Source organism: Pseudomonas juntendi, from assembly GCF_021560075.1.
Lineage (GTDB): Bacteria > Pseudomonadota > Gammaproteobacteria > Pseudomonadales > Pseudomonadaceae > Aquipseudomonas > Aquipseudomonas juntendi.
Window position 1 is genome coordinate 862,310 of the sequence record NZ_CP091088.1, and the last position, 20,777, is coordinate 883,086.

General features: G+C 62.5%; 20 protein-coding genes. 17 read left to right on the top strand and 3 right to left on the bottom strand.

The genetic code is table 11. The features are described from left to right. Nucleotides 1-145 precede the first annotated feature (145 nt). Nucleotides 146-1,702 carry a nitric oxide reductase transcriptional regulator NorR gene (norR, locus tag L1P09_RS03880; RefSeq protein ID WP_235768514.1) on the bottom strand — a complete coding sequence of 519 codons (1,557 nt, stop codon included), beginning with the start codon at nucleotides 1,700-1,702 and terminating at the stop codon, nucleotides 146-148. A gap of 153 nt (nucleotides 1,703-1,855) precedes the next feature. On the opposite strand from norR, the gene hmpA reads away from it, so the two are divergent. From hmpA to L1P09_RS03945, 13 genes are all read left to right on the top strand, one after another. Further along, a complete protein-coding gene (gene hmpA / locus L1P09_RS03885; protein ID WP_235768516.1) occupies nucleotides 1,856-3,031 on the top strand; it encodes an NO-inducible flavohemoprotein in 1,176 nt (391 codons plus the stop codon). Nucleotides 3,032-3,488: 457 nt separating this feature from the next. Then, nucleotides 3,489-3,995: a disulfide bond formation protein B gene (locus L1P09_RS03890; RefSeq protein WP_009685199.1), complete on the top strand. Its 507-nt coding sequence runs from the start codon at nucleotides 3,489-3,491 to the stop codon at nucleotides 3,993-3,995. Between the two features lie 557 nt (nucleotides 3,996-4,552). Beyond that, entirely contained in the window at nucleotides 4,553-5,494 is a 942-nt protein-coding gene (gene cyoA, locus L1P09_RS03895; RefSeq protein ID WP_009685200.1) for a ubiquinol oxidase subunit II, read from the top strand. Nucleotides 5,495-5,497: 3 nt separating this feature from the next. Continuing rightward, nucleotides 5,498-7,516 carry a cytochrome o ubiquinol oxidase subunit I gene (cyoB, locus tag L1P09_RS03900; RefSeq protein ID WP_009685201.1) on the top strand — a complete coding sequence of 673 codons (2,019 nt, stop codon included), beginning with the start codon at nucleotides 5,498-5,500 and terminating at the stop codon, nucleotides 7,514-7,516. Nucleotides 7,517-7,519: 3 nt separating this feature from the next. Beyond that, complete coding sequence (cyoC, locus tag L1P09_RS03905) at nucleotides 7,520-8,146, top strand: cytochrome o ubiquinol oxidase subunit III (protein ID WP_029886722.1); 627 nt, start codon at nucleotides 7,520-7,522, stop codon at nucleotides 8,144-8,146. After that, a complete protein-coding gene (gene cyoD / locus L1P09_RS03910; protein WP_003248599.1) occupies nucleotides 8,146-8,478 on the top strand; it encodes a cytochrome o ubiquinol oxidase subunit IV in 333 nt (110 codons plus the stop codon). Before cyoC ends, cyoD begins: the two co-directional genes overlap by 1 nt. Nucleotides 8,479-8,489: 11 nt before the next feature. Beyond that, complete coding sequence (gene cyoE / locus L1P09_RS03915) at nucleotides 8,490-9,377, top strand: heme o synthase (protein WP_029886721.1); 888 nt, start codon at nucleotides 8,490-8,492, stop codon at nucleotides 9,375-9,377. Between the two features lie 308 nt (nucleotides 9,378-9,685). After that, the gene (gene alaC / locus L1P09_RS03920; RefSeq protein ID WP_009682133.1) at nucleotides 9,686-10,894 is read left to right on the top strand and encodes an alanine transaminase; all 1,209 of its coding nucleotides are present in this window, start codon (nucleotides 9,686-9,688) and stop codon (nucleotides 10,892-10,894) included. Nucleotides 10,895-11,091: 197 nt separating this feature from the next. Continuing rightward, nucleotides 11,092-12,219, top strand: coding sequence for a hypothetical protein (locus tag L1P09_RS03925; RefSeq protein WP_235768517.1), 1,128 nt, complete (start codon nucleotides 11,092-11,094; stop codon nucleotides 12,217-12,219). A gap of 126 nt (nucleotides 12,220-12,345) precedes the next feature. Then, nucleotides 12,346-12,729 (top strand): YkgJ family cysteine cluster protein, encoded by a 384-nt coding sequence (locus L1P09_RS03930; RefSeq protein WP_029886718.1) that lies wholly within the window; start codon nucleotides 12,346-12,348, stop codon nucleotides 12,727-12,729. 209 nt (nucleotides 12,730-12,938) lie between these two features. Beyond that, a complete protein-coding gene (locus L1P09_RS03935; RefSeq protein WP_009681616.1) occupies nucleotides 12,939-13,502 on the top strand; it encodes a GNAT family N-acetyltransferase in 564 nt (187 codons plus the stop codon). A gap of 11 nt (nucleotides 13,503-13,513) precedes the next feature. Continuing rightward, nucleotides 13,514-14,053, top strand: a complete 540-nt coding sequence (locus L1P09_RS03940) for a hypothetical protein (RefSeq protein WP_009681617.1) — start codon at nucleotides 13,514-13,516, stop codon at nucleotides 14,051-14,053. A gap of 20 nt (nucleotides 14,054-14,073) precedes the next feature. Beyond that, nucleotides 14,074-14,460: a lysozyme inhibitor LprI family protein gene (locus tag L1P09_RS03945; RefSeq protein WP_029886717.1), complete on the top strand. Its 387-nt coding sequence runs from the start codon at nucleotides 14,074-14,076 to the stop codon at nucleotides 14,458-14,460. A gap of 575 nt (nucleotides 14,461-15,035) precedes the next feature. Here the strand turns inward: L1P09_RS03945 and mnmH are convergent. Both mnmH and selD read right to left on the bottom strand, forming a co-directional pair. Continuing rightward, nucleotides 15,036-16,148: a tRNA 2-selenouridine(34) synthase MnmH gene (gene mnmH / locus L1P09_RS03950; RefSeq protein WP_029887424.1), complete on the bottom strand. Its 1,113-nt coding sequence runs from the start codon at nucleotides 16,146-16,148 to the stop codon at nucleotides 15,036-15,038. Further along, on the bottom strand, nucleotides 16,148-17,182 hold the full coding sequence (gene selD, locus L1P09_RS03955; RefSeq protein ID WP_029887425.1) for a selenide, water dikinase SelD: 1,035 nt from the start codon (nucleotides 17,180-17,182) through the stop codon (nucleotides 16,148-16,150). Before selD ends, mnmH begins: the two co-directional genes overlap by 1 nt. Nucleotides 17,183-17,505: 323 nt before the next feature. On the opposite strand from selD, the gene L1P09_RS03960 reads away from it, so the two are divergent. The 4 genes from L1P09_RS03960 to phnE are packed head-to-tail and all read left to right on the top strand — an operon-like array spanning nucleotide 17,506 to nucleotide 20,751. Further along, on the top strand, nucleotides 17,506-18,360 hold the full coding sequence (locus tag L1P09_RS03960) for a putative selenate ABC transporter substrate-binding protein (protein ID WP_232893107.1): 855 nt from the start codon (nucleotides 17,506-17,508) through the stop codon (nucleotides 18,358-18,360). After that, the gene (locus L1P09_RS03965; RefSeq protein WP_009682056.1) at nucleotides 18,357-19,166 is read left to right on the top strand and encodes a phosphonate ABC transporter ATP-binding protein; all 810 of its coding nucleotides are present in this window, start codon (nucleotides 18,357-18,359) and stop codon (nucleotides 19,164-19,166) included. Before L1P09_RS03960 ends, L1P09_RS03965 begins: the two co-directional genes overlap by 4 nt. After that, the gene (locus tag L1P09_RS03970) at nucleotides 19,160-19,987 is read left to right on the top strand and encodes a PhnE/PtxC family ABC transporter permease (RefSeq protein ID WP_182336480.1); all 828 of its coding nucleotides are present in this window, start codon (nucleotides 19,160-19,162) and stop codon (nucleotides 19,985-19,987) included. The genes L1P09_RS03965 and L1P09_RS03970 overlap by 7 nt, the downstream gene beginning before the upstream one ends. Then, complete coding sequence (gene phnE, locus L1P09_RS03975; protein WP_029887428.1) at nucleotides 19,984-20,751, top strand: phosphonate ABC transporter, permease protein PhnE; 768 nt, start codon at nucleotides 19,984-19,986, stop codon at nucleotides 20,749-20,751. Before L1P09_RS03970 ends, phnE begins: the two co-directional genes overlap by 4 nt. The last annotated feature ends 26 nt before the right edge of the window (nucleotides 20,752-20,777 follow it).

Below are 20,777 nucleotides of genomic sequence, written 5' to 3' on the forward strand. Positions count from 1 at the left end.
GCTACAACCGCGGTAACAGGACCCGTGCAGGGGTGTTACGCACAGCCTCGACCAGGCAGCCGAGAGTGGGGTGGTTAGGGAGATATAGCAGCCAGGCGGGAAGCAACCAGATGGCTTTCTGGGTTAATCCTTTTGTAGATAAACCTCAGCGAAGCCCCAGCCGACGGGCCAATCGGCTGAGGTTGGCACGGTCCAGACCCAGCTCGCGCGCCGCTGCCGCCCAGTTGTCCTGATGCCGTTGCAGGCACGCTTCGATCACCTGGCGCTTGTAGCTGTCGACGGCCTCGCGCAGGCCACCCTCGGGCAGGTTGGCTACCGACAGCGGCGGGGCAGGGAGGGTCGTGGCTGCGGCCGCCGGTGCCGTTGTACGCACGTCCAGGTCGCTGACCTCAAGGGTCAGGATACGTGGCCGGTCGGGGTGTTGGCCCAGCGCCTTGAGCGCTGAACGGCCGATCAGGTGTTCCAGTTCGCGCACGTTGCCAGGCCAGGCATACGCCAGCAGCGCGGCCTGGGCCTCACTGCTCAGGCGCAGGCTGTTCAGGCCCAGGCGCGAACGGTTCTGTTCGAGGAAGTAGCCGGCCAATAGCAGCACATCACGCCCACGTTCGCGCAGTGGCGGTACCTGCAGCGGGTACACGCTGAGGCGGTGATAGAAGTCGGCGCGGAAGTTGCCGTTGCGCACTTCGGCCGCCAGGTCACGGTTGGTGGCGGCGATCAGGCGCACGTCCACGCGGTGCTCGCGGTCCGACCCCAGGCGTTGCAACTGACCGCTTTGCAAAACGCGCAGCAGCTTGGCCTGCACGGTCAGCGGCAGTTCGCCGACTTCGTCGAGGAACAGCGTGCCGCCGTTGGCCAGTTCAAACTTGCCGCGGCGCTCGCCGTGCGCGCCGGTGAAGGCCCCGCGCACATGGCCGAACAGCTCACTTTCCACCAGGGTGTCCGGCAGGGCTGCGCAATTGAGGCTGACCAGCGGCTGGTTGGCGCGGCTACTGGCCTGGTGCAGGGCCTGCGCCACCAACTCCTTGCCAACACCGGTTTCGCCGGTGATCAGTACGGTCAGGTCGCTGCCACCGACCAGGCGGATCTCTTCCACCAAGCGTTTGTGGGCCGGGCTTTGGCCGATCAGCTCCTGGTGCTGGCCACCGGCCTGGCGGTAGATTTCGGCGCGGCGGTGTTCGTCTTCGGCACGCAGGGCCAGGTGGTGGATACGCTCGGCCACGGTTACGGTCGCGGCGGCCAGGCTGGCGAAAGCTTGCAGGGCGTCCAGCTCCAGGCTCTGGAACTGCCCCGGGGTCAGCGCATCGAGGGTGACCAGGCCCCATGGGCGCTCATCGACCATCAACGGGCAGCCCATGCAGTCGTGAACTTCGAGCGAGGCCGCGACGGCGGTCACCAGGCCATCATAGGGGTCGGGCAGCTCGGAATCGCTGGCGAAGCGGGTGGGCTCGGGGCGGCTGAGCAGGATCTGGAATCGCGGGTGTTCGCTCACCCGGAACCGCCGGCCGAGGGTATCGGGGCTCAGCCCGTCCACGGCCAGCGGTACCAGCCATTCGCCGTCCAGGCGCAGCAGCGCGGCGGCATCGCATGGCAGCAGGCTGCGCATGGCCTGCAACAGGCGGCGGTAGCGCTCCTGGTCGGGCAGTTCGCGGGACAGGTCACTGACCAGTGGCAGCAACGTGGTGAGCAAAGGCTTTGTAGTCATATGGACTCCAGTAGGTCTTTGTGACTATACGGCGTGCTGGGTCTTTTTGACATGGTAAGCCTCAACTGTTTGATTTAGTTGGAAATTTAAGTTGGCACGATAGGTGTAATGACCTAGGCATCATTTAAAACCCTAGGCCCAGGAGTCACCGCAATGCTCAATGCCGACCAACGCGCTATCATCAAGGCCACCGTCCCCCTGCTGGAAAGCGGCGGGGAAGCGCTGACCACTCACTTCTACAAGATGATGCTCAGCGAGTACCCCGAGGTGCGTCCGCTGTTCAACCAGGCCCACCAGGCCAGCGGCGACCAGCCGCGCGCGCTGGCCAACGGCGTGCTGATGTATGCCCGCCACATCGACCAGCTGGAGCAACTGGGCGGCCTGGTCGGGCAGATCATCAACAAGCACGTCGCCCTGCAGATTCTGCCGGAGCACTACCCGATCGTCGGCAGTTGCCTGCTGCGCGCCATCGAGGAAGTGCTGGGCAAGGACATTGCTACCCCGGCGGTGATCGAGGCCTGGGGCGCTGCCTATGGTCAGTTGGCCGACATCCTGATCGGTGCCGAAGAAAACCTTTACCAGCAAAAGGAAGCGGCCCAGGGTGGCTGGCGCGGGACCCGCGAGTTCCGCCTGGTGCGCCGCGAACAGGAAAGCAGCGAAATCGTTTCGTTCTACTTCGCCCCTGTAGACGGCAAACCGGTGCTCAAGGGCGAGCCCGGGCAGTACATTGGCCTGAAACTGAACATCGACGGTGCCGAACAGCGCCGCAACTATTCGCTGTCGGCGTTGTGCGACGGCAAGGAGTACCGCATCAGCGTCAAGCGCGAGGCGGGCGGCAAGGTGTCCAACTACCTGCATGACCACTTGCAGGTTGGCGATACCCTGCAACTGTTCCCGCCAGCAGGTGACTTCACCCTGGCTGCCAGTGCCAAGCCGCTGGTACTGATCAGTGGCGGTGTGGGCATTACCCCGACCCTGGCGATGCTGCAGGCCGCCCTGCACACCGGGCGTCAGGTGCATTTCATTCACTGCGCACGCAATGGTGCGGTGCATGCCTTCCGTGACTGGATCGATGGCCTGGCGGCGCGCCACCCGCAGCTCAAACGCTTCTACTGCTACGCCGAGGCGGATGGTGGTGCGGCCGATGCCGTCGGCGTGCTGAGCGAAGACCTGCTGGCCGAGTGGCTGCCGCGTGAACGGGACGTGGATGCGTACTTCCTTGGGCCGAAGGGCTTCATGGCGGCGGTCAAGCGCCAGCTCAAGGGCCTGGGCGTGCCGGAACAGCAGAGCCGCTACGAGTTCTTCGGGCCGGCGGCGGCGCTGGAGTGATGTAGTGGCCGTACCGGCCCTATCGCCGGCAAGCCGGCTCCCACGGGGACTGAGCAGGTTTTGGGGCTTGTAATGTTCCCTGTGGGAGCCGGCTTGCCGGCGATAGGGCCGGTCCAGGCTTATGCATTTCCAGCGGCATGCCACGCATCACACCTTTCTGCCTATATATAAAGGAAAGATGAAAGCACCAGCGCCGCTTTCATTCTTAATCATCCTTTAATCACGGTATCCTTCACTCCCGGGTGTCGAGGGGCTTGCCCCTGCGCGGCGCCCGGGCGCTGGTTTTTTGCCGCCCGCCGTTGAACCGACCTCGTTCTGGCCGGTCTCAGCCACACCGGATAGCCCTGCGCAGTGCTATCACGCCGCTTCCTCGGCACGCTCACAGGCCCCGCTCAGCGTGTAGACTTGCGCCAGGGCAGGCGGGCCACGCTGCCACTTTCCATCGAAGGAACCGGTAATGAACGAACAAACATCGCGCCTGAATCGGGAACGGCGCTTTCTGGTGCTGCTGGGCCTGATCTGCATTTCGCTGATCGGCGGCGCGCTCTACATGCAGGTGGTACTGGGCGAGGCGCCGTGCCCGTTGTGCATCCTGCAGCGCTACGCACTGCTGTTCATTGCCGTGTTCGCGTTCATCGCGGCGGCCATGCCCGGGCGCCGTAGCCTGACCTTCTTCGAGGCCCTGGTCGTGCTCAGTGCCATTGGCGGAATGATTGCGGCTGGCAACCATGTGTATATACTCGCCAACCCGATGGTCAGTTGTGGTATCGATACGCTCCAGCCGATCGTCGATGACCTGCCGCTGGCCAAGCTGTGGCCCTTGGCATTCCAGGTCGACGGCTTCTGCAGCACGCCATACCCGCCGATCCTCGGATTGTCGCTGGCGCAATGGGCGCTGGTAGCCTTCGTTCTGACCGCTGTGCTGGTGCCGCTTGGCATTTACCGAAACCGCCGCCAGGCTTAGACAAAAGTCCCGATTTGCGTGGGGTCTTTTACAGGCCGCGAGAACAGGAAAAAGTTGCCGCCCGCTTGATGTGGATCAATCTCAAAGCCTTGCAGCATGCGGCTTTGAGGCCTGGCAAGCGGGGTGCGACAAACTGTCGCGAAGTTGAATAATCACTCGCCATTGTTGCAGATTCTGTAAAAGACTGTTGCTCAATAAGTCATAGTCAAGGGTTGGCGACCTAACTACAATCGCCCCCAATTCCCGTTCGGCACTGCTTGCGAGTCGCAGGATTGAAGGAAGCCCCAGCGCTTCTTTTTGCTGACTTCGTCAAGTTTCGCCCAACGGCGATACCGGGCGGACCCCCCTCCGCGTTTTCCCGCACCAAATGGACTTGGTCTGAAGTACAGGCCTGTTGCCTACGAAACCAAAAGCACCGCTAACCCGCTTGAGCCAAGGTCCTGCAGTCAGACCCAGGCAGGAGCGAGTACGGGCGCGACATGCCTCACTTGGCAGGACGAAGTGTTGGCTACCAAAACACAAATTGCATTGAAGCAAGCTGATCTAGAGGTCGTGAGATGAGTAAAAAGCGTTACCCCAGACTGTTTGGCATATTGCCCTTTTTAGGCATGCTTTTACTCAGTGGGTGCAACTGGACCCTGCTCGACCCGAAGGGCCAGGTCGGCATTGAGCAAAAGAACCTGATCCTGATCGCTACCGGGCTTATGCTGCTGGTGGTGGTGCCCGTCATCATCATGACCCTGGCGTTCGCCTGGAAGTACCGTGCTTCCAACAAGGCTGCCACCTACACCCCTGACTGGTCGCACTCGACCAAGATCGAGGCCGCGGTGTGGATCATCCCGATCCTGATCATCATCGCCCTGGGTTACGTCACCTACAAGTCCACCCACAAGCTGGATCCGTACCGTCCGCTGGACTCCGACGTCAAGCCGGTACAGATCGACGTGGTCGCGCTGGACTGGAAGTGGCTGTTCATCTACCCGGAGCAGGGCATTGCCACGGTCAACAAGATCGTCTTCCCGGCTAACACCCCGGTCAACTTCCGCGTCACCTCCGACGCCGTGATGAACTCGTTCTTCATCCCGGGCCTGGGCGGCCAGATCTACGCCATGGCCGGCATGACCACCAAGCTGCACCTGATCGCCAACGAAAACGGTGAATTTGACGGTATCAGCGCCAACTACAGCGGTGCTGGCTTCACCGGCATGAAATTCAAGGCTACTGCCACTTCCCAGGAAGACTTCGACAAGTGGGTCGCCGAGGTCAAGCAGTCGCCGAAGAAGCTGGACAAGGCCGAATACGACGCCTTGGCCAAACCAAGCGAAAACAACCCAGTCGCGCTGTATAGCGAGGCATCGCCAGAGCAGTTCCAGCTGATCGTAGACAAGTACGAAGGCATGAACCGCGGCCGTAGCCACGAAGAAGCTGGCAGCAAAGATCTGGCCACAACCAAGGGTGTGGAATCGAGTATGCAACCAGCTGCCGGTGCAGAGGAGTAAGAGATGTTCGGTAAATTAAGCCTGGAGGCGATACCCTATCACGAGCCGATAGTCATGGTGACGCTTGCCATGATCGCGCTCGGCGGTATCGCTGTCGTCGGTCTTATCACCTATTTCCGCAAGTGGACCTACTTGTGGAGCGAGTGGCTGACTACTGTCGACCACAAAAAGATCGGCGTGATGTACATCATCGTCGCGATGGTCATGCTGCTGCGCGGCTTTGCCGACGCCATCATGATGCGTACCCAGCTGGCTGCCGCAACCGGTGGCTCCGAAGGCTACCTGCCGCCTGAACACTATGACCAGATCTTCACCGCCCACGGTGTGATCATGATCATCTTCATGGCGATGCCGTTCTTCACCGGCCTGATGAACCTGGCGGTTCCTCTGCAGATCGGTGCACGTGACGTTGCCTTCCCGTTCCTGAACTCCCTGAGCTTCTACCTGCTGCTGGCAGGCGTGCTGCTGGTCAACATCTCGCTGGGCGTTGGTGAATTCGCCAAGACCGGCTGGGTTGCCTATCCGCCGCTCGCAGGCATCCAGTACAGCCCTGGGGTAGGTGTCGATTACTATATCTGGGCGCTACAGCTATCCGGATTGGGTACGACGCTTACCGGCGTGAACTTCCTCGTCACCGTGATGAAGATGCGCGCACCTGGCATGAAGCTGATGGACATGCCGATCTTCACCTGGACCTGCACCTGGGCCAACGTCCTGATCGTTGCATCGTTCCCGATCCTGACTGCTGCACTTGCGCTGCTGACTGTTGACCGTTATCTGGACTTCCACATTTTCACCAACGAGCTTGGTGGGAACCCGATGATGTACGTCAACCTGTTCTGGGCGTGGGGCCACCCTGAGGTTTACATCCTGATCCTGCCGGCCTTCGGCGTGTTCTCGGAAGTGACTTCGACGTTCTCGGGCAAACGCCTGTTCGGCCACCACTCGATGATCTACGCATCGGGCGCGATCGCCATCCTTGGCTTTGCGGTATGGCTGCACCACTTCTTCACCATGGGTGCCGGCGCCAGCGTCAACACCTTCTTCGGCCTGGCGACGATGCTGATCTCCATCCCGACCGGTGTGAAGCTGTTCAACTGGCTGTTCACCATGTACCAGGGCCGCGTGCGCTTCACCCCGCCGATGCTCTGGACCCTGGGCTTCATGGTCACCTTCTCCATCGGTGGCATGACCGGCGTACTGCTGGCCGTTCCAGGTGCTGACTTCGTTCTGCACAACAGCCTGTTCGTTATTGCGCACTTCCACAACGTGATCATCGGTGGCGCGGTATTCGGCTATATCGCCGGCTTCGCCTTCTGGTTCCCGAAAGCCTTCGGCTTCACCCTGAACGAGAAGTGGGGCAAAGCTGCCTTCTGGTTCTGGCTGTCGGGCTTCTACGTTGCGTTCATGCCGCTGTACGCCCTGGGCTTCATGGGCATGACCCGTCGTCTGAACCACTCCGACAACCCACTGTGGGAACCCTACCTGTACGTAGCCGTTGTCGGCGCCGTGCTGATCCTGTTCGGTATCGCTTGCCAGCTGATCCAGCTGTACGTTTCGGTCCGCGACCGCAACCAGAACCTGGACGTGACCGGCGACCCATGGGGCGGCCGTACCCTGGAATGGTCGACTTCTTCGCCACCTCCGTTCTACAACTTCGCTCACATGCCTGAGAAAGTTGGCCTGGACTGCTGGCACGAAGCCAAGGAAGAAGGCGTTGCGTACAAGGTTCCGGCCAAGTACGAAGCCATCCACATGCCGAGCAACACTGCTACCGGTCTGTTCATGGGCCTGTTCCTGACCGTCTTCGGCTTCGCTTTCATCTGGCACATCTGGTGGCTGGTGGGCGCGAGCCTGGTTGCAACCATCGCGGTCTTCGTTCGCCACGCTGCACGTGACGACCAGGGCTACATGGTTCCGGCCGAAGAAGTGGCGCGCATCGAAGGCGAGCGTATGAAAGCGCTGGCCAAAGCAGGTGCTCTGCCTGCCGGCGCACGTGTCGAATCGTTTGAGCGGGTGTAATCAATGTCCAGTCAAGTAATGCACGGCGGCGCAGCTCATGGTCACGACCATGGGCATGACGACCACCACCACGACTCGGGCCAGATGACCGTACTGGGTTTCTGGCTGTACCTGATGACCGACTGCATCCTGTTTGCGTCGCTCTTCGCCACCTACGCGGTGCTGTCCGGCAGTTTTGCCGGCGGCCCGTCGGGTCACGACATCTTCCAGCTCGACTTCGTAGCTGTTGAAACGCTGTTCCTGCTGCTGTCCTCGATCACCTTCGGCTTCGCCATGCTGAAGATGTTCGATGGCAAGAAAGCAGGTGTGCTGGGCTGGTTGGCTGTGACCTTCCTGTTCGGTGCAGGCTTCATCGCGATGGAAATCTATGAATTCCATCACCTGATCGGCGAGGGCTTCGGCCCGCAGCGCAGTGGCTTCCTGTCGGGCTTCTTTGCCCTGGTAGGTACCCACGGCCTGCACGTGACTGCTGGTCTGATCTGGATGGCAATCATGATGTACCAGATCAACAAGCACGGCATCACGCCGACCGCCAAGACCCGCATGAGCTGCCTGAGCCTGTTCTGGCACTTCCTGGACGTGGTCTGGATCTGCGTATTCACCGTCGTTTACCTGCTGGGGGTTCTGTAATGGCTAACGCACACGACACTCATCACGAAGGTAATCACGGCAGCGTCAAGTCGTACATGATCGGTTTCGTACTGTCGATCATCCTGACCGCGATCCCGTTCGGCCTGGCCATGACCGCCAGCCTGCCGAAGAACCTGACCGTTCTGATCATCGTTGCCATGGCCGTGATCCAGGTGGTTGTGCACCTGGTGTACTTCCTGCACATGGACCGCTCGAAAGAGCAACGCAACAACGTATCGACGTTCCTGTTCACCACGCTGGTGATCGCACTGCTGGTCGGCCTGTCGCTGTGGATCATGTTCAGCATCCACTTCGAAATGCTGGCCAAGTGAGGTAAGACTGCATGTCCGTTAAGCACTTTATCCAAATCACCAAACCGGGGATCATTTTCGGTAACGTGCTTTCCGTGGCAGGCGGTTTCTTCCTTGCCTCGAAGGGCCATGTGGACTTCGCCCTGTTCCTGGCGGCGGTGATCGGTACTTCGCTGGTGGTAGCGTCCGGGTGCGTGTTCAACAACTGCATCGACCGTGACATCGACCACAAGATGGAGCGCACCAAGAACCGCGTGATGGTTCAGGGCGGCATGTCGCTGCCCCTCGCGCTGATCTACGCCACCCTGCTTGGGGTGGCGGGTTTCAGCCTGCTGTATGTCCAGGCCAACCCGCTGTCGGCGTTCTGCGCAGCAGTAGGGTTCGTCGTCTACGTCGGCTTCTACAGCCTGTGGCTGAAGCGCAAGTCGGTGCACGGCACCTTGGTCGGCAGCCTGTCGGGTGCCATGCCCCCGGTGATCGGTTACTGCGCCGTGAGCAACAGCTTCGACCTGGCTGCGGTAACCCTGCTGGTGATGTTCAGCCTGTGGCAAATGCCGCACAGCTTTGCCATTGCCATCTTCCGCTTCAAGGATTACAGCGCTGCCAACATTCCGGTGCTACCGGTGGCGCGCGGCATTCTGGCGGCGAAGAAGCAGATCGTGCTGTACGTACTGGCTTTCGTGCTCGCTACCTTGATGCTCACCCTCGGCGGTTACGCCGGCCTCGGCTACCTGGCCGTGGCAGCTGCCATGGGCCTGTACTGGCTGTACATGGCCTGGGGTGGCTACAAGGCCGAGGACGACAGCAAGTGGGCGCGCAAGGTGTTCGGCTTCTCCATCCTCACCGTCACTGCCCTGAGCGTGATGATGGGTGTGGACAGCCAAACTGCTGCGGACGTGCTGATGACATACGCACGCTGAAATAGCTGCCTGTTTCACGAAAACCCTGGCCATGTGCCGGGGTTTTTTTATGGGTGTTTTTCCTGTGCCGGCCACGGCGCAGGTCCCAGGGGCTGCGGGTAACCCTGTGGGAGCGGGCGAGCCCGCGAAGAGGCCAGCGCAGGAAAACATAAATCCTGTATTTTCAAAAAATACTTCTGAAAAGATCTAACAAAACAGGTTTTTGTCCTTTACAGGTATCCTCTCTCGGCACTATCTTCTGATCCAGGCCGCCATATCGGCCAGCGTCGCTCGGACGGTTCCGGGCGCTTACGTTCTCAGAGGAAACCATGGCCAACCCAGGTTCGCCGCGCCGCTTTGCGCGCATCGATCGTCTCCCCCCTTACGTCTTCAACATCACTGCCGAGCTCAAGATGGCTGCCCGCCGCCGTGGCGAGGACATCATCGACCTGAGCATGGGTAACCCCGATGGCGCCACGCCGCCGCACATTGTCGAGAAGCTGGTGCAGGTTGCCCAGCGTGAAGACACCCACGGCTATTCCACCTCGCGCGGTATTCCGCGCCTGCGCCGGGCCATCGCCAACTGGTACAAGGAGCGCTACGAAGTCGACATCGACCCGGAGAGCGAAGCCATTGTCACCATCGGTTCGAAGGAAGGCCTGGCGCACCTGATGCTCGCCACCCTCGACCAGGGCGACACCGTGCTGGTGCCCAACCCCAGCTACCCGATCCACATCTACGGCGCGGTGATCGCCGGCGCCCAGGTGCGCTCCGTGCCGCTGGTGCCGGGGGTGGACTTCTTCAACGAGCTTGAGCGCGCCATTCGCGAGTCGATACCCAAGCCGAAGATGATGATCCTTGGCTTCCCGTCCAACCCCACCGCGCAGTGCGTAGAGCTGGACTTCTTCGAGCGTGTGGTTGCACTGGCCAAGCAGTATGGTGTGCTGGTGGTGCATGACCTGGCCTATGCCGACATCGTCTATGACGGCTGGAAAGCCCCGTCGATCATGCAGGTGCCGGGCGCCAAGGACATTGCGGTGGAGTTCTTCACCCTGTCCAAAAGCTACAACATGGCGGGTTGGCGCATTGGCTTCATGGTCGGCAACCCCGAGCTGGTCAATGCGCTGGCGCGGATCAAGAGCTACCACGACTACGGCACCTTCACCCCGCTGCAAGTGGCGGCCATCGCTGCCCTGGAAGGCGACCAGCAGTGCGTGCGCGACATTGCCGAGCAGTACCGCCAGCGCCGCAACCTGCTGGTCAAAGGCCTGCACGAGTTGGGCTGGATGGTCGAGAACCCCAAGGCGTCGATGTACGTCTGGGCGAAGATTCCGCCGGCGTATGCGCACCTGGGGTCGCTGGAGTTTTCCAAGAAGCTGCTGGCCGAGGCCAAGGTATGCGTGTCGCCGGGCATCGGTTTTGGTGATTACGGCGATGATCATGTGCGCTTTGCCCTGATCGAGAACCAGGACCGCATTCGCCAGGCCATCCGCGGCATCCGGCAGATGTTCCGGGCTGACGGGCTGGTCCGCAAGTAAGACCATCGCGACCCAAGGCCGCTCCCACAGTGACCACGCAGCATCCGAAAGCTGCGCTGTACCGGTGGGAGCGGCCTTGCGTCGCGAAAGGGCTGCAAAGCAGGCTCAGGATCTTCAGCCGGGCGAGCTTTCCGCCTGCATTCCAAGCTTCAGCCAACCTACCTTCGGCACTCATTTCTCACCGAAGGGATCCCCCCATGAGTGTCTTCACCGCCTATTTCTGCGGCACCGGCTCGCACCGCTTCGACCACGCCAACCCCAACTTCTGGAACGGCGAGCTGGTTTCAACCCTGGCCAGCAACGAGCAGGGCCACGAGTTCGCCCATTGGATTGCTGTGGATGGTCCAGGCAGCGGCAACCTTCAGGATGACAACCTGTTCGTGGAACCTGGTGGCTATTACAACTGGACCGGGCAGCTGTTTGGCCGCGGCTGGGAGGAAAACGTCAACCACGTGCTGCAGGTGATGAAAGGCGAAAGCAACTGGCAGCGCAACGAACTGAGCAAGGAAGAATACGAGCGGCTGAAGCAAGCCGGGGTGCCGATACCGGATGCAGGGTCTGCGGCCTCATGGTTCTGGCGCAACTACAACTACGGCGCCCGCCACCCCACACCGCAGCAATTGCAGGAGGGCATCATCAGCATGTTCCGCAAGCCGCGCCTGCCGACCCAGGTCAACCTGGTGGGCTGGAGCAGGGGAGGGATCAGCTGCCACATGCTGGCCAATGCCTTGGCACAAGACCCTGTACTGCGCGACATACCGGTGAACATCTTTGCCATCGACCCGGTACCGGGCGTTGGCAATGTGCAGCAGCAGCGGGTCAGCCTGACCGGCAACGTGAAGGAGTACGTGGGGTTCTATTCACGGGATGAGCGTTCCAAAGGGTTTGCCTGCGTGGTTCCTGCCGTGGCGAGCACTACACGCATCTGCATTTATCCAATGCCTGGCCGGCACGCCACGCTGGTAGGCAACGCATCGCTTGACGGCGCGGGCGCGGGCAAGGTGTTGGCTGAGCCGGGGTTGATCGTTCGCCACTTTGCCGAAGTCTGCCTGGCCCGCTGGGGTGTGCAGTTGGGCAAGCGCCTGGCGTTGACCAACAGCCAGCTGATGCAGTATCACCAGCAAATGGCGGCGGCAGACGACCAGTACCAGGCCATGCGAAAGGCGTCCTATACCGTGCTCACCGAGGGTGAGAAGGACGACCGCCTGGTGCACTGTGGCCAAGCGCCCATGCGCTTCAGCGAGGTGCAGGGTGCAGCCTACGAACCCAGCACGGGCCTGGCCTTGCAGCGCTGGGACGCCGACACTTACAAAGCCATCTGCTAGCGTTGCCAGGCGGCCGGATCAGCGGCAATTTTTTTTGCATTGCCCCTCTATCCAGCCGCCCCTGCTTGGACTGAGAATGGCGCCGCGGGCCAGACCCGATAACAACAACCTTCCCTCCGTGCCATCATGTCCGAATACAACCCTTGCCTTGACTGCGGCGCCTGCTGCGGGTACTTCCGTGTGTCTTTCTTCTGGGGCGAATGCCAGTCTGCCGGGGGCGTTGTCCCGGATGACCTGGTGGTGCAGGTCAACCCTACCCGTGTGGCCATGATCGGCACCGATGCCAAGCCGTGCCGCTGTATCGCCCTTCAGGGCGAGGTCGGCAAAGAGGTGGCCTGTACCATTTATGCCAACCGCTCCAGCCCGTGCCGTGAGTTCGAGGCGTCGTGGGAGGGTGGGGTGCACAACCCCAGTTGTGACGCCGCCCGGGCAGCGTATGGCCTGCCACCGCTGACACCGCCTGGGGCCAACGAGCCGCATTGGCCGGATGATGGGGCCGAGGTGGCCTGACGCTTTTTCGCTGGCCTGAACTGGCCCTATCGCCGGCAAGCCAGCTCCCACAGGCGTTGCATATCTCGTGGCAAACACCTGTCAGTCCTGATGCGATTTCTGTGGGAGCGGCCTTGTGTCGCGATGGGCTGCGTAGCAGCCCCGGGATGCCGTAACCTCGCGCTTGACGTTAAACTGTCATCTCCCCAGCAATGGACAGGAGATCCGGCGTGACCCCACCCCGCAGTTTCCCCAGTGACCTCTGCCTCGACAGCCCGCGCCTGCAACTGCGCCCCATGCGCCATGCCGATGCCGCGCAGTGGCTGGCGATCATGGCCGACCCCGAGGTCATGCGTTATTGGCACCATGCCCCTTGGCAAAACCTGGCCGAGGCCGAAAGCGCCCTGGCCGCCGACCGCGAAGCCTATGCCAATGGCGACCAGCTCAAGCTGGGTATGTACCGCCGCGACAACGGTGAACTCATCGGCATGGTCCAGCTGTTCAACATCGACGATGTTTCCCGCCGTGGCGAGATCGGCTACTGCCTGGCCAGCGCCGTGCAGGGCAGGGGCTACATGGACGAAGCGCTCACCTGCTTCATCGATTACCTGGCCAACACCCTGCACATGCGCCGCCTGGAAGGTGAGATCGACCCGCGCAACCAAGGCTCGGCACGCACCCTGGAACGGCAAGGTTTCGTGCTTGAAGGCACCCTGCGGGCGCGCTGGTGCGTGGCCGGTGAGTTGTCCGACTCCGGCATCTATGGTCTGCTGCTTGAGCCCCCGGTCGCCTAGGAATTTGCCCTTTGCCCGTTTTCTACCTGAGCATCAGCCTGCTGCTGTACTTGCTCGCCCTGTTCTTCAACGGCGCGCACATGAATGGCGGGCATCACATGCCGGCGCTGCAGATGCTGCTGTACGGGCCATGGGGCTTGCCCTTCGGCTTGCACCAATGGTTTGCCAACCCGCTGCTGGCGTTGGCCATCCTTGCCCACCGGCGCTTTCGCCGGCTGGCATTGCTGGCCGGGTTGGCGGCGGTTTACCTGGCGGGCAGCAGCTTCGGCATCACCCGTCTGCCGGATAACCAGACTTATGAATTCCATGACCTGAGCGGGTTTGGTGCCGGCTTCTACCTGTGGCTGGCGGCGATGGGCGTGTTCTGCCTGGGCCAGGCCTGGCATTGCTGGAAGGCCCGCAGCGCTGAGGATATGCCCGGTTGGAACTGGCTTGATGTGGCCTTGATTGCGGCGTTGGGTGTGGCGGTTTATGCCGCCACACAGATGCCAGCGCTGCAATTCGAGCCGGGCAAGGTGCTGATGCCGCCGGTGCAACCCCAGACGCTTTGATACCTAAAAGGAGAGTTGGCATGTGCAAGCAATACCTGGCAGGGCTGGCACTGACCTGCGTGCTGCCATTGGCCGTGGCCGATGACTACACGGCGGCCTACGTGCAGTGCATGGACAAGGCCTCCAGCACGGTGGCCATGAGTGAGTGCATCGGGGCCGAGACGCAGGTGCAGGACCAGCGCTTGAACCGGGTGTACGAGCAACTGATGGGCAAGCTGGATGCCGGGCAGGAGAAAAGCTTGCGCGATGTGCAGCGCAAGTGGCTGGCGTACCGCGATGGCAATTGCCAGTTTCATGTGCAGGCCAGTGGCGGGACCATGGCGCAGCTGGAGGGTGGTACCTGCATGATGAGCATGACCCGCGACCGCGCGGCGGAGCTGGAGCGGGTGCTTAGCCCGGGGCAGTGAGTTGCCTGTACGGGCCTCTTCGCGGGCATGCCCGCTCCCACAGGGGTAGTGTTGGGAGCAACTGTCTTGTATTGCCTGGACTGGCCTCATCGCCGGCAAGCCAGCTCCCACAGGGGTTGCGCCAGCTTATGGCTTTTGAGCAAGACAGTTGCTCCCCCAGGGATTGCACAGGATTTGAAGTCGATGCGATCGAAGTGGGAGATTCTATGGTTCCTGGCAAGGGTAGCCGGAGCATCTTCAGCGCCTGTGAGATCGAGCGCCGCCCGCGCGGCGCAATCGCGAGCTGCGCTCGCTCCTACGTTTGTTTCGGGCCAGTAACGCCTGTGACAGGCGCGCGCGGCCGCCTTGTTTGTACGGCGCGATATTGAGGCATGCACCAAGGCGTTCGCGCGCGAATCCCACAGGAATAATTGGCCCGAAACAAACGTAGGAGCGAGCGCAGCTCGCGATTGCGCCGCGCGGGCGGCGCTCGCTCTAACAGGCGCTGCCATACCTTGTGGCAACCACCTGTCAGCCCTGATGCAATCCCTGTGGGAGCTGGCTTGCCTGCGATGGGGCGCGAAGCGACCCTGGTTTTACAGGTGTGGCTGGCGCAGTGCCCGGGCCTTGAGGTACTCACGCACCTCCACGGCATCCCCGGCAAACTCGATGCGCTCGGCCTTGGCTGCCCGCTGGTAGGCATACATCGGGTCGTAGTACTCGTTCAGCAAACCCTCGATCCAGCCCCGGTGCAGGTCCACCGCGCCGCTGCGCTGCTGTTCTTCCAGGGCCTGGCGCAGAACTTCCGATAGCCGTTGGTAGCGTTCGCCACCCAGGCGCTTGTGGATGTTGGCCATGCTCTTCAGCATGCGCTCGGCAAACAGGCGGCGACCGTCTTCCTCGCCATGCACGGCCATAAACTCGGCACTCAGGTTGATCACATAATCGCGAAGAATGCGTTCCACGCGGTTAGCGAAGCTGTCCTCCAGCCACACCAGCGGATACCGCTGCATGCCTTGGTATAGCTCCAGCGGCAACGTGCAACTGCCGACAATACGGCCCTCATCTTCCAGCACGAACTGCTCGACCCCTCGGGCACGCTTCTTCAGCACATCGATGGCCAACTGGTTCTCGAAATCGATCTGCGCCGGCTGCGCCGTGGCGCGCTTGCCGAAGCTGGAGCCGCGGTGATTGGCGTGGCCTTCCAGGTCGAGCACGTTCTCCAGTTGCTGCAGCACATCGGTCTTGCCGGTGCCGGTCAGGCCGCCGACCAGCACGAAATCGCATTGGGCAACCGCCTGCTGGGTCGTCCCCAGCAGAAAGTTACGCATGGCCTTGTAGCCACCTTTGACGCGTGGGTACTGGATGCCCGCTTCATCGCGCAGCCAGCCCTGCACGATCTGCGAGCGCAGGCCGCCCCGGAAGCAGTACAGGTAGCCCTCGGGATGCGCCTGGGTAAAGGCTACCCAGGCTTGCAGGCGTGCCTGCTTGGTAGCACCGCTGACCAACTGGTGGCCCAGCGCGATGGCGGCGGCCTGGCCCTGTTGCTTGAAGCAAGTGCCGACCTTCTGCCGCTCCTGGTCGTTCATCAGTGGCAGGTTGACCACGCCAGGGAAGGCGCCTTTGGCGAACTCGACCGGCGCGCGCATGTCCATCATCGGCACGTCGTGGAGGAACAGCTGGCGAAAATCGGTGCAGTCGGGGCGCATCAGATCACCTCGACCGCGTGGCTCTGTCGCTCGACCAGCTTGCCGATCGGCGCCAGTTGCAGGCCCAGTTCGGCGGCCACCGCCAGGAACTCTGCTTCACCTTGCGGGGTAACTGCCACCAGCAGGCCACCGCTGGTTTGCGGGTCGCACAGCAGGTGCTTCTGGTCGTCGCTGAGCGTACCGATCTTGTGCCCGTAGCTGTCGTAGTTGCGCAGGGTGCCGCCGGGGATGCAACCCTCGGCCAGGTAGTGGTCGACACTGGGCAGGCGCGGTACAGCGGCGTAGTCCAGGTGCGCGGTAAGGCCGCTGCCTTCTGCCAGTTCGACCAAGTGGCCGAGCAGGCCGAAGCCGGTGACGTCGGTCATGGCCTTGACCCCGTCCAGCTTGCCAAAGCGGCTGCCGGGGGTATTGAGGGTGCACATCCAGTCACGGGCCAGGCCTTGGTCCTGCGCGCGCAGCTTGGCCTTTTTCTCGGCAGTGGTGAGGATGCCGATGCCCAGTGGCTTGGTCAGGTACAGCTGGCAGCCGGCGCTAGCGGTGTCGTTGCGCTTGAGGTGGCGCTTGCTGACCACGCCGGTGACAGCCAGGCCGAAGATGGGCTCGGGAGCGTCGATGGAGTGGCCGCCGGCCAGTGGAATACCGGCTTCAGCGCACACGGCACGGCCACCGCGGATGACTTCGCGGGCGACTTCCGGTGGCAGCACGTTGACTGGCCAGCCAAGGATGGCGATGGCCATCAGCGGGTCGCCGCCCATGGCGTAGATGTCGCTGATGGCGTTGGTGGCGGCGATTCGACCGAAGTCATAGGGGTCATCGACGATCGGCATGAAGAAGTCGGTGGTCGAAACCACGCCACGTTCGTCGTCCAGTGCGTATACCGCGGCATCATCGCGTGAGGCGTTGCCGACCCACAGTTTCGGGTCCAGGGCCTGGGTGCCGCTTTCAGCGAGGATCACGTCCAGCACCTTGGGGGAAATCTTGCAGCCACAGCCGGCACCGTGGCTGTACTGGGTCAGGCGAATCGGCTCGCTCATACGTACCTCAGCAGGTCAATTTGTTGCGCGATTGTAGCAAAGCTGGCCTTTGCGCCTGTGCCTCTTATAATTCCTTGGGCCAGCTTCAAGCTTCAAGCTTCAAGCTGCAAGCTGCAAGCTTGAAGCTTCAAGCTTCAAGCTTCAAGCTTCAAGCTTCAAGCAAAAGCAAAAGCAAAAGCCACATGCAGGCTGCTTTTGCTTGCAGCTTGCAGCTTGCGACTTGCGACTTGCGACTTGCAGCTTGCAGCTTGCAGCTTGCGACTTGCGACTTGCGACTTGCGACTCGCAGCCGCTTTTCCCGCCATTGAACCGGAGAACCCCCCATGCTCAAACGCCCCCTGGCGCTCGCCGCTGGCCTTGTGCTGTCCTGCTGTGCCGTTGTCGTGCAGGCCGCTGAAACTTTGCGGGTCAGCGCCATCCCAGATGAAGCACCCACCGAACTGCAGCGCAAGTTCAAGCCGTTGGGCGAGTACCTGGCCAAGCAGTTGGGCATGGAAGTGAAGTTCGTGCCGGTGGCCGATTACCCGGCTGTGGTCGAGTCGCTGGCTTCCGACCGCCTCGACCTGGCCTGGCTGGGTGGGTTCACCTTCGTCCAGGTTCACCTGAAGGACCCGACCGTCACGCCGTTGGTGCAGCGTGAGCAGGATGCGCAGTTCACCTCCAAGTTCATCAGCGCCGACCCCAACGTGAAAAGCCTGGCTGACCTGAAGGGCAAGTCGTTTGCCTTCGGCTCCATCTCGTCCACGTCGGGGAGCCTGATGCCGCGCTACTTCATGCTCAAGCAAGACAACATCAAGCCTGAGGACTACTTCAGCCGTGTGGCCTATTCCGGTGCCCATGACGCCACCGTGGCGTGGGTGCAGGCGGGCAAGGTCGACGCAGGTGTGCTCAATGCCAGCGTCTGGCAGAAGCTGGTGGACGCCGGCAAGGTCGATACCAGCAAGGTGAAGGTGTTCGCCACCACACCGACCTATTTCGACTACAACTGGACCGTGCGCGGCAACATGGACCCGGCGCTGAAAGAGAAGATCAAACAGGCCTTCCTCGCCCTCGACCCGGCCAACCCGGCGGACAAGGCGATTCTCGACCTGCAGGCCGCCAGCCGCTTCATCGAGACCAAGGCCGAGAACTACGTGGGCACCGAGCAAGCGGCGCGTGAGGCCGGCCTGCTCAAGTGACAGCCTCGAACGCGGCCATCCAGCTGCATGGCGCCGGCCTGCGCCACGGTCAGGTGCGCGCTCTCGATGCCGTCAGCCTGCAGATCGACCAGGGCGAGCGCGTGGCCATCATCGGGCCTTCGGGCGCGGGCAAGTCCAGCTTGCTGCACCTGATGGCCACGGCCGTGCGGCCTGGCAGCGGGCGCCTGGAACTGCTCGGCGAGCAGCCCTGGGCGTTGTCGGTGCGGGCGCGTCAACGCTTACGTGCGCGGGTCGGCCTGGTACACCAGGCGCCACCCTTGCCGCCGCGCCAACGGGTGGTCACGGCAGTGCTGGCAGGGCGCCTGGGGCAGTGGGGGCTGCTGCGCGGCTTGTTCAACCTGCTGTACCCCAGCGATGTCGCAGGCGCTCGGCAGGTTCTGGCTGAACTGGGCCTGGCCGACAAGCTGTTCGTGCAATGTGGGCAACTGTCCGGCGGGCAGTTGCAACGGGTCGGCATCGCGCGCGCGTTGTATCAACGGCCGCAGGTACTGCTCACCGACGAACCCGTGTCGGCCATGGACCCGGTGCTGGCCGACCACAGCCTGGCTTTGCTCAACCGCCATGCCCAGCGCCATGGCGTTACCCTGGTGGCCAGCCTGCATGCGGTGGAGCTGGCGCTGGCGCATTTCCCTCGGGTGGTCGGTATTCGCGAGGGGCAGGTGGCGTTCGACTGCCCGGCCACTGCGGTCACCAGGCAGATGCTGGATGCGTTGTACGCCAACGAACACCTGGCTTCGCCGCCAACCCCTGGGGCACCCCTGACCGTGCAGATTCCGCGATGCTGACTGCCAGCACCCGCGACCCGGCCTTATTGCCGCGGTTGCTGCTGGCCGTGCTGGCTGTGGCAGTCCTGTGGCCGGGTATCCAGTTGAGCGAGCTGAACCCCGGTGTGCTGCTGCAGGCAGAGAACCGGCAGCAGATCGCCCAGTTCACCCGCGCGTTCTGGCCACCGGCCCACGACGCCGATTTCCTTGCGTTGCTGTACGACGCCACGTTGCAGACCCTGGCCGTGGCGACTGCCGGCATGGCGCTGGCATTGCTGCTGGCGATCCCGGCTGGCTTGCTGGCCAGCCGGGCGTTGTCGTTGCGCGCTGCATCCAGGGGCGGACGGGCCGGGTTAGGGTCACGGGTGGTACGCCTGCCTGTGCGCGGGTTGCTGATTTTCCTGCGCAGCGTGCCCGAGATAGTCTGGGCGTTGCTGTTCGTGCGTGCGGTGGGGTTGGGGCCGACGGCAGGGGTACTGGCCATTGCCATTACCTACAGCGGCATGCTCGGCAAGGTCTATGCCGAGATTTTCGAATCGGTCGACCAGCGCCCGGCACATGCCTTGTTGCAGGCGGGCAGCGGGCGCTTGGCGGCGTTCCTCTACGGCATCCTGCCCAATGCCGCCGCCGAGGTGGTGTCGTACACCGTTTACCGCTGGGAATGCGCGGTACGGGCTTCGGTGGTGATGGGCTTTGTTGGCGCCGGGGGGCTGGGGCAGCAGATCGACCTTTCGATGCGCATGTTTGCAGGTGCCGAGGTTGCCAGCATGCTGCTGACCTTCCTGTTGCTGGTGATCCTGGCCGACCTGCTCAGCCGCTTGCTGCGTTGGAGGTTGGCATGAACCGGGTGATCAACCTGGTACTGCTGGGGGCCATCGTGGCGGCGGTAGCGGCCTCGTTTGCCTACCTGCAGCTGGACTTGCAAGCACTGGTCGGCAATGGCGGCCTGGGGCAGATGGGCGAATACGCCGGGCGCTTCCTGCACCCTGACTGGTCTGCCGGGCACCTGAAGGCGGTATGGCACGGGGCGCTGGAGACCCTGGCCATGTCCGGGCTGGGCACCCTGTTGGCGATGGTGCTGGGGATGCTGCTGGCGCTGCCGGCGGCGGGCCGCTTCGGTTGGCCGTTGCAGGGCGCTGCGCGGTTGCTGCTCAATGCCCTGCGCGCCATTCCGGAGCTCGTGTGGGCGGCGCTGACCGTGCTGGCCGCCGGGCTTGGGCCCAATGCCGGCACCCTGGCCCTGGCGCTGCACACTGCCGGGGTACTGGGGCGGTTGTTTGCCGAGGCGCTGGAGAACGCGCCGCCAGAGCCTGCGGCGGCGATCCGTTTGCAGGGGGGTAGCCAGGTGGCGGCCTTCTGCTTTGGCACGTTGCCCAATGTGTGGCCGCAGTTGCTGGCGTATAGCTTGTACCGCTGGGAGAACAACATTCGCATGGCCAGCGTGCTGGGGTTTGTCGGGGCGGGGGGGCTGGGGCAGCTGCTGTACACCACCTTGAGCCTGTTCCAGGAAGCCCAGGCCAGTACGGTGATCCTTGGCATGCTGGTGCTGGTGTTGCTGGTGGACATGCTCAGTGATGTGTTGCGCCAGCGTTATGTGCGGGCCTGACCGATAGCCAGGGCCGCCAGGCAGCC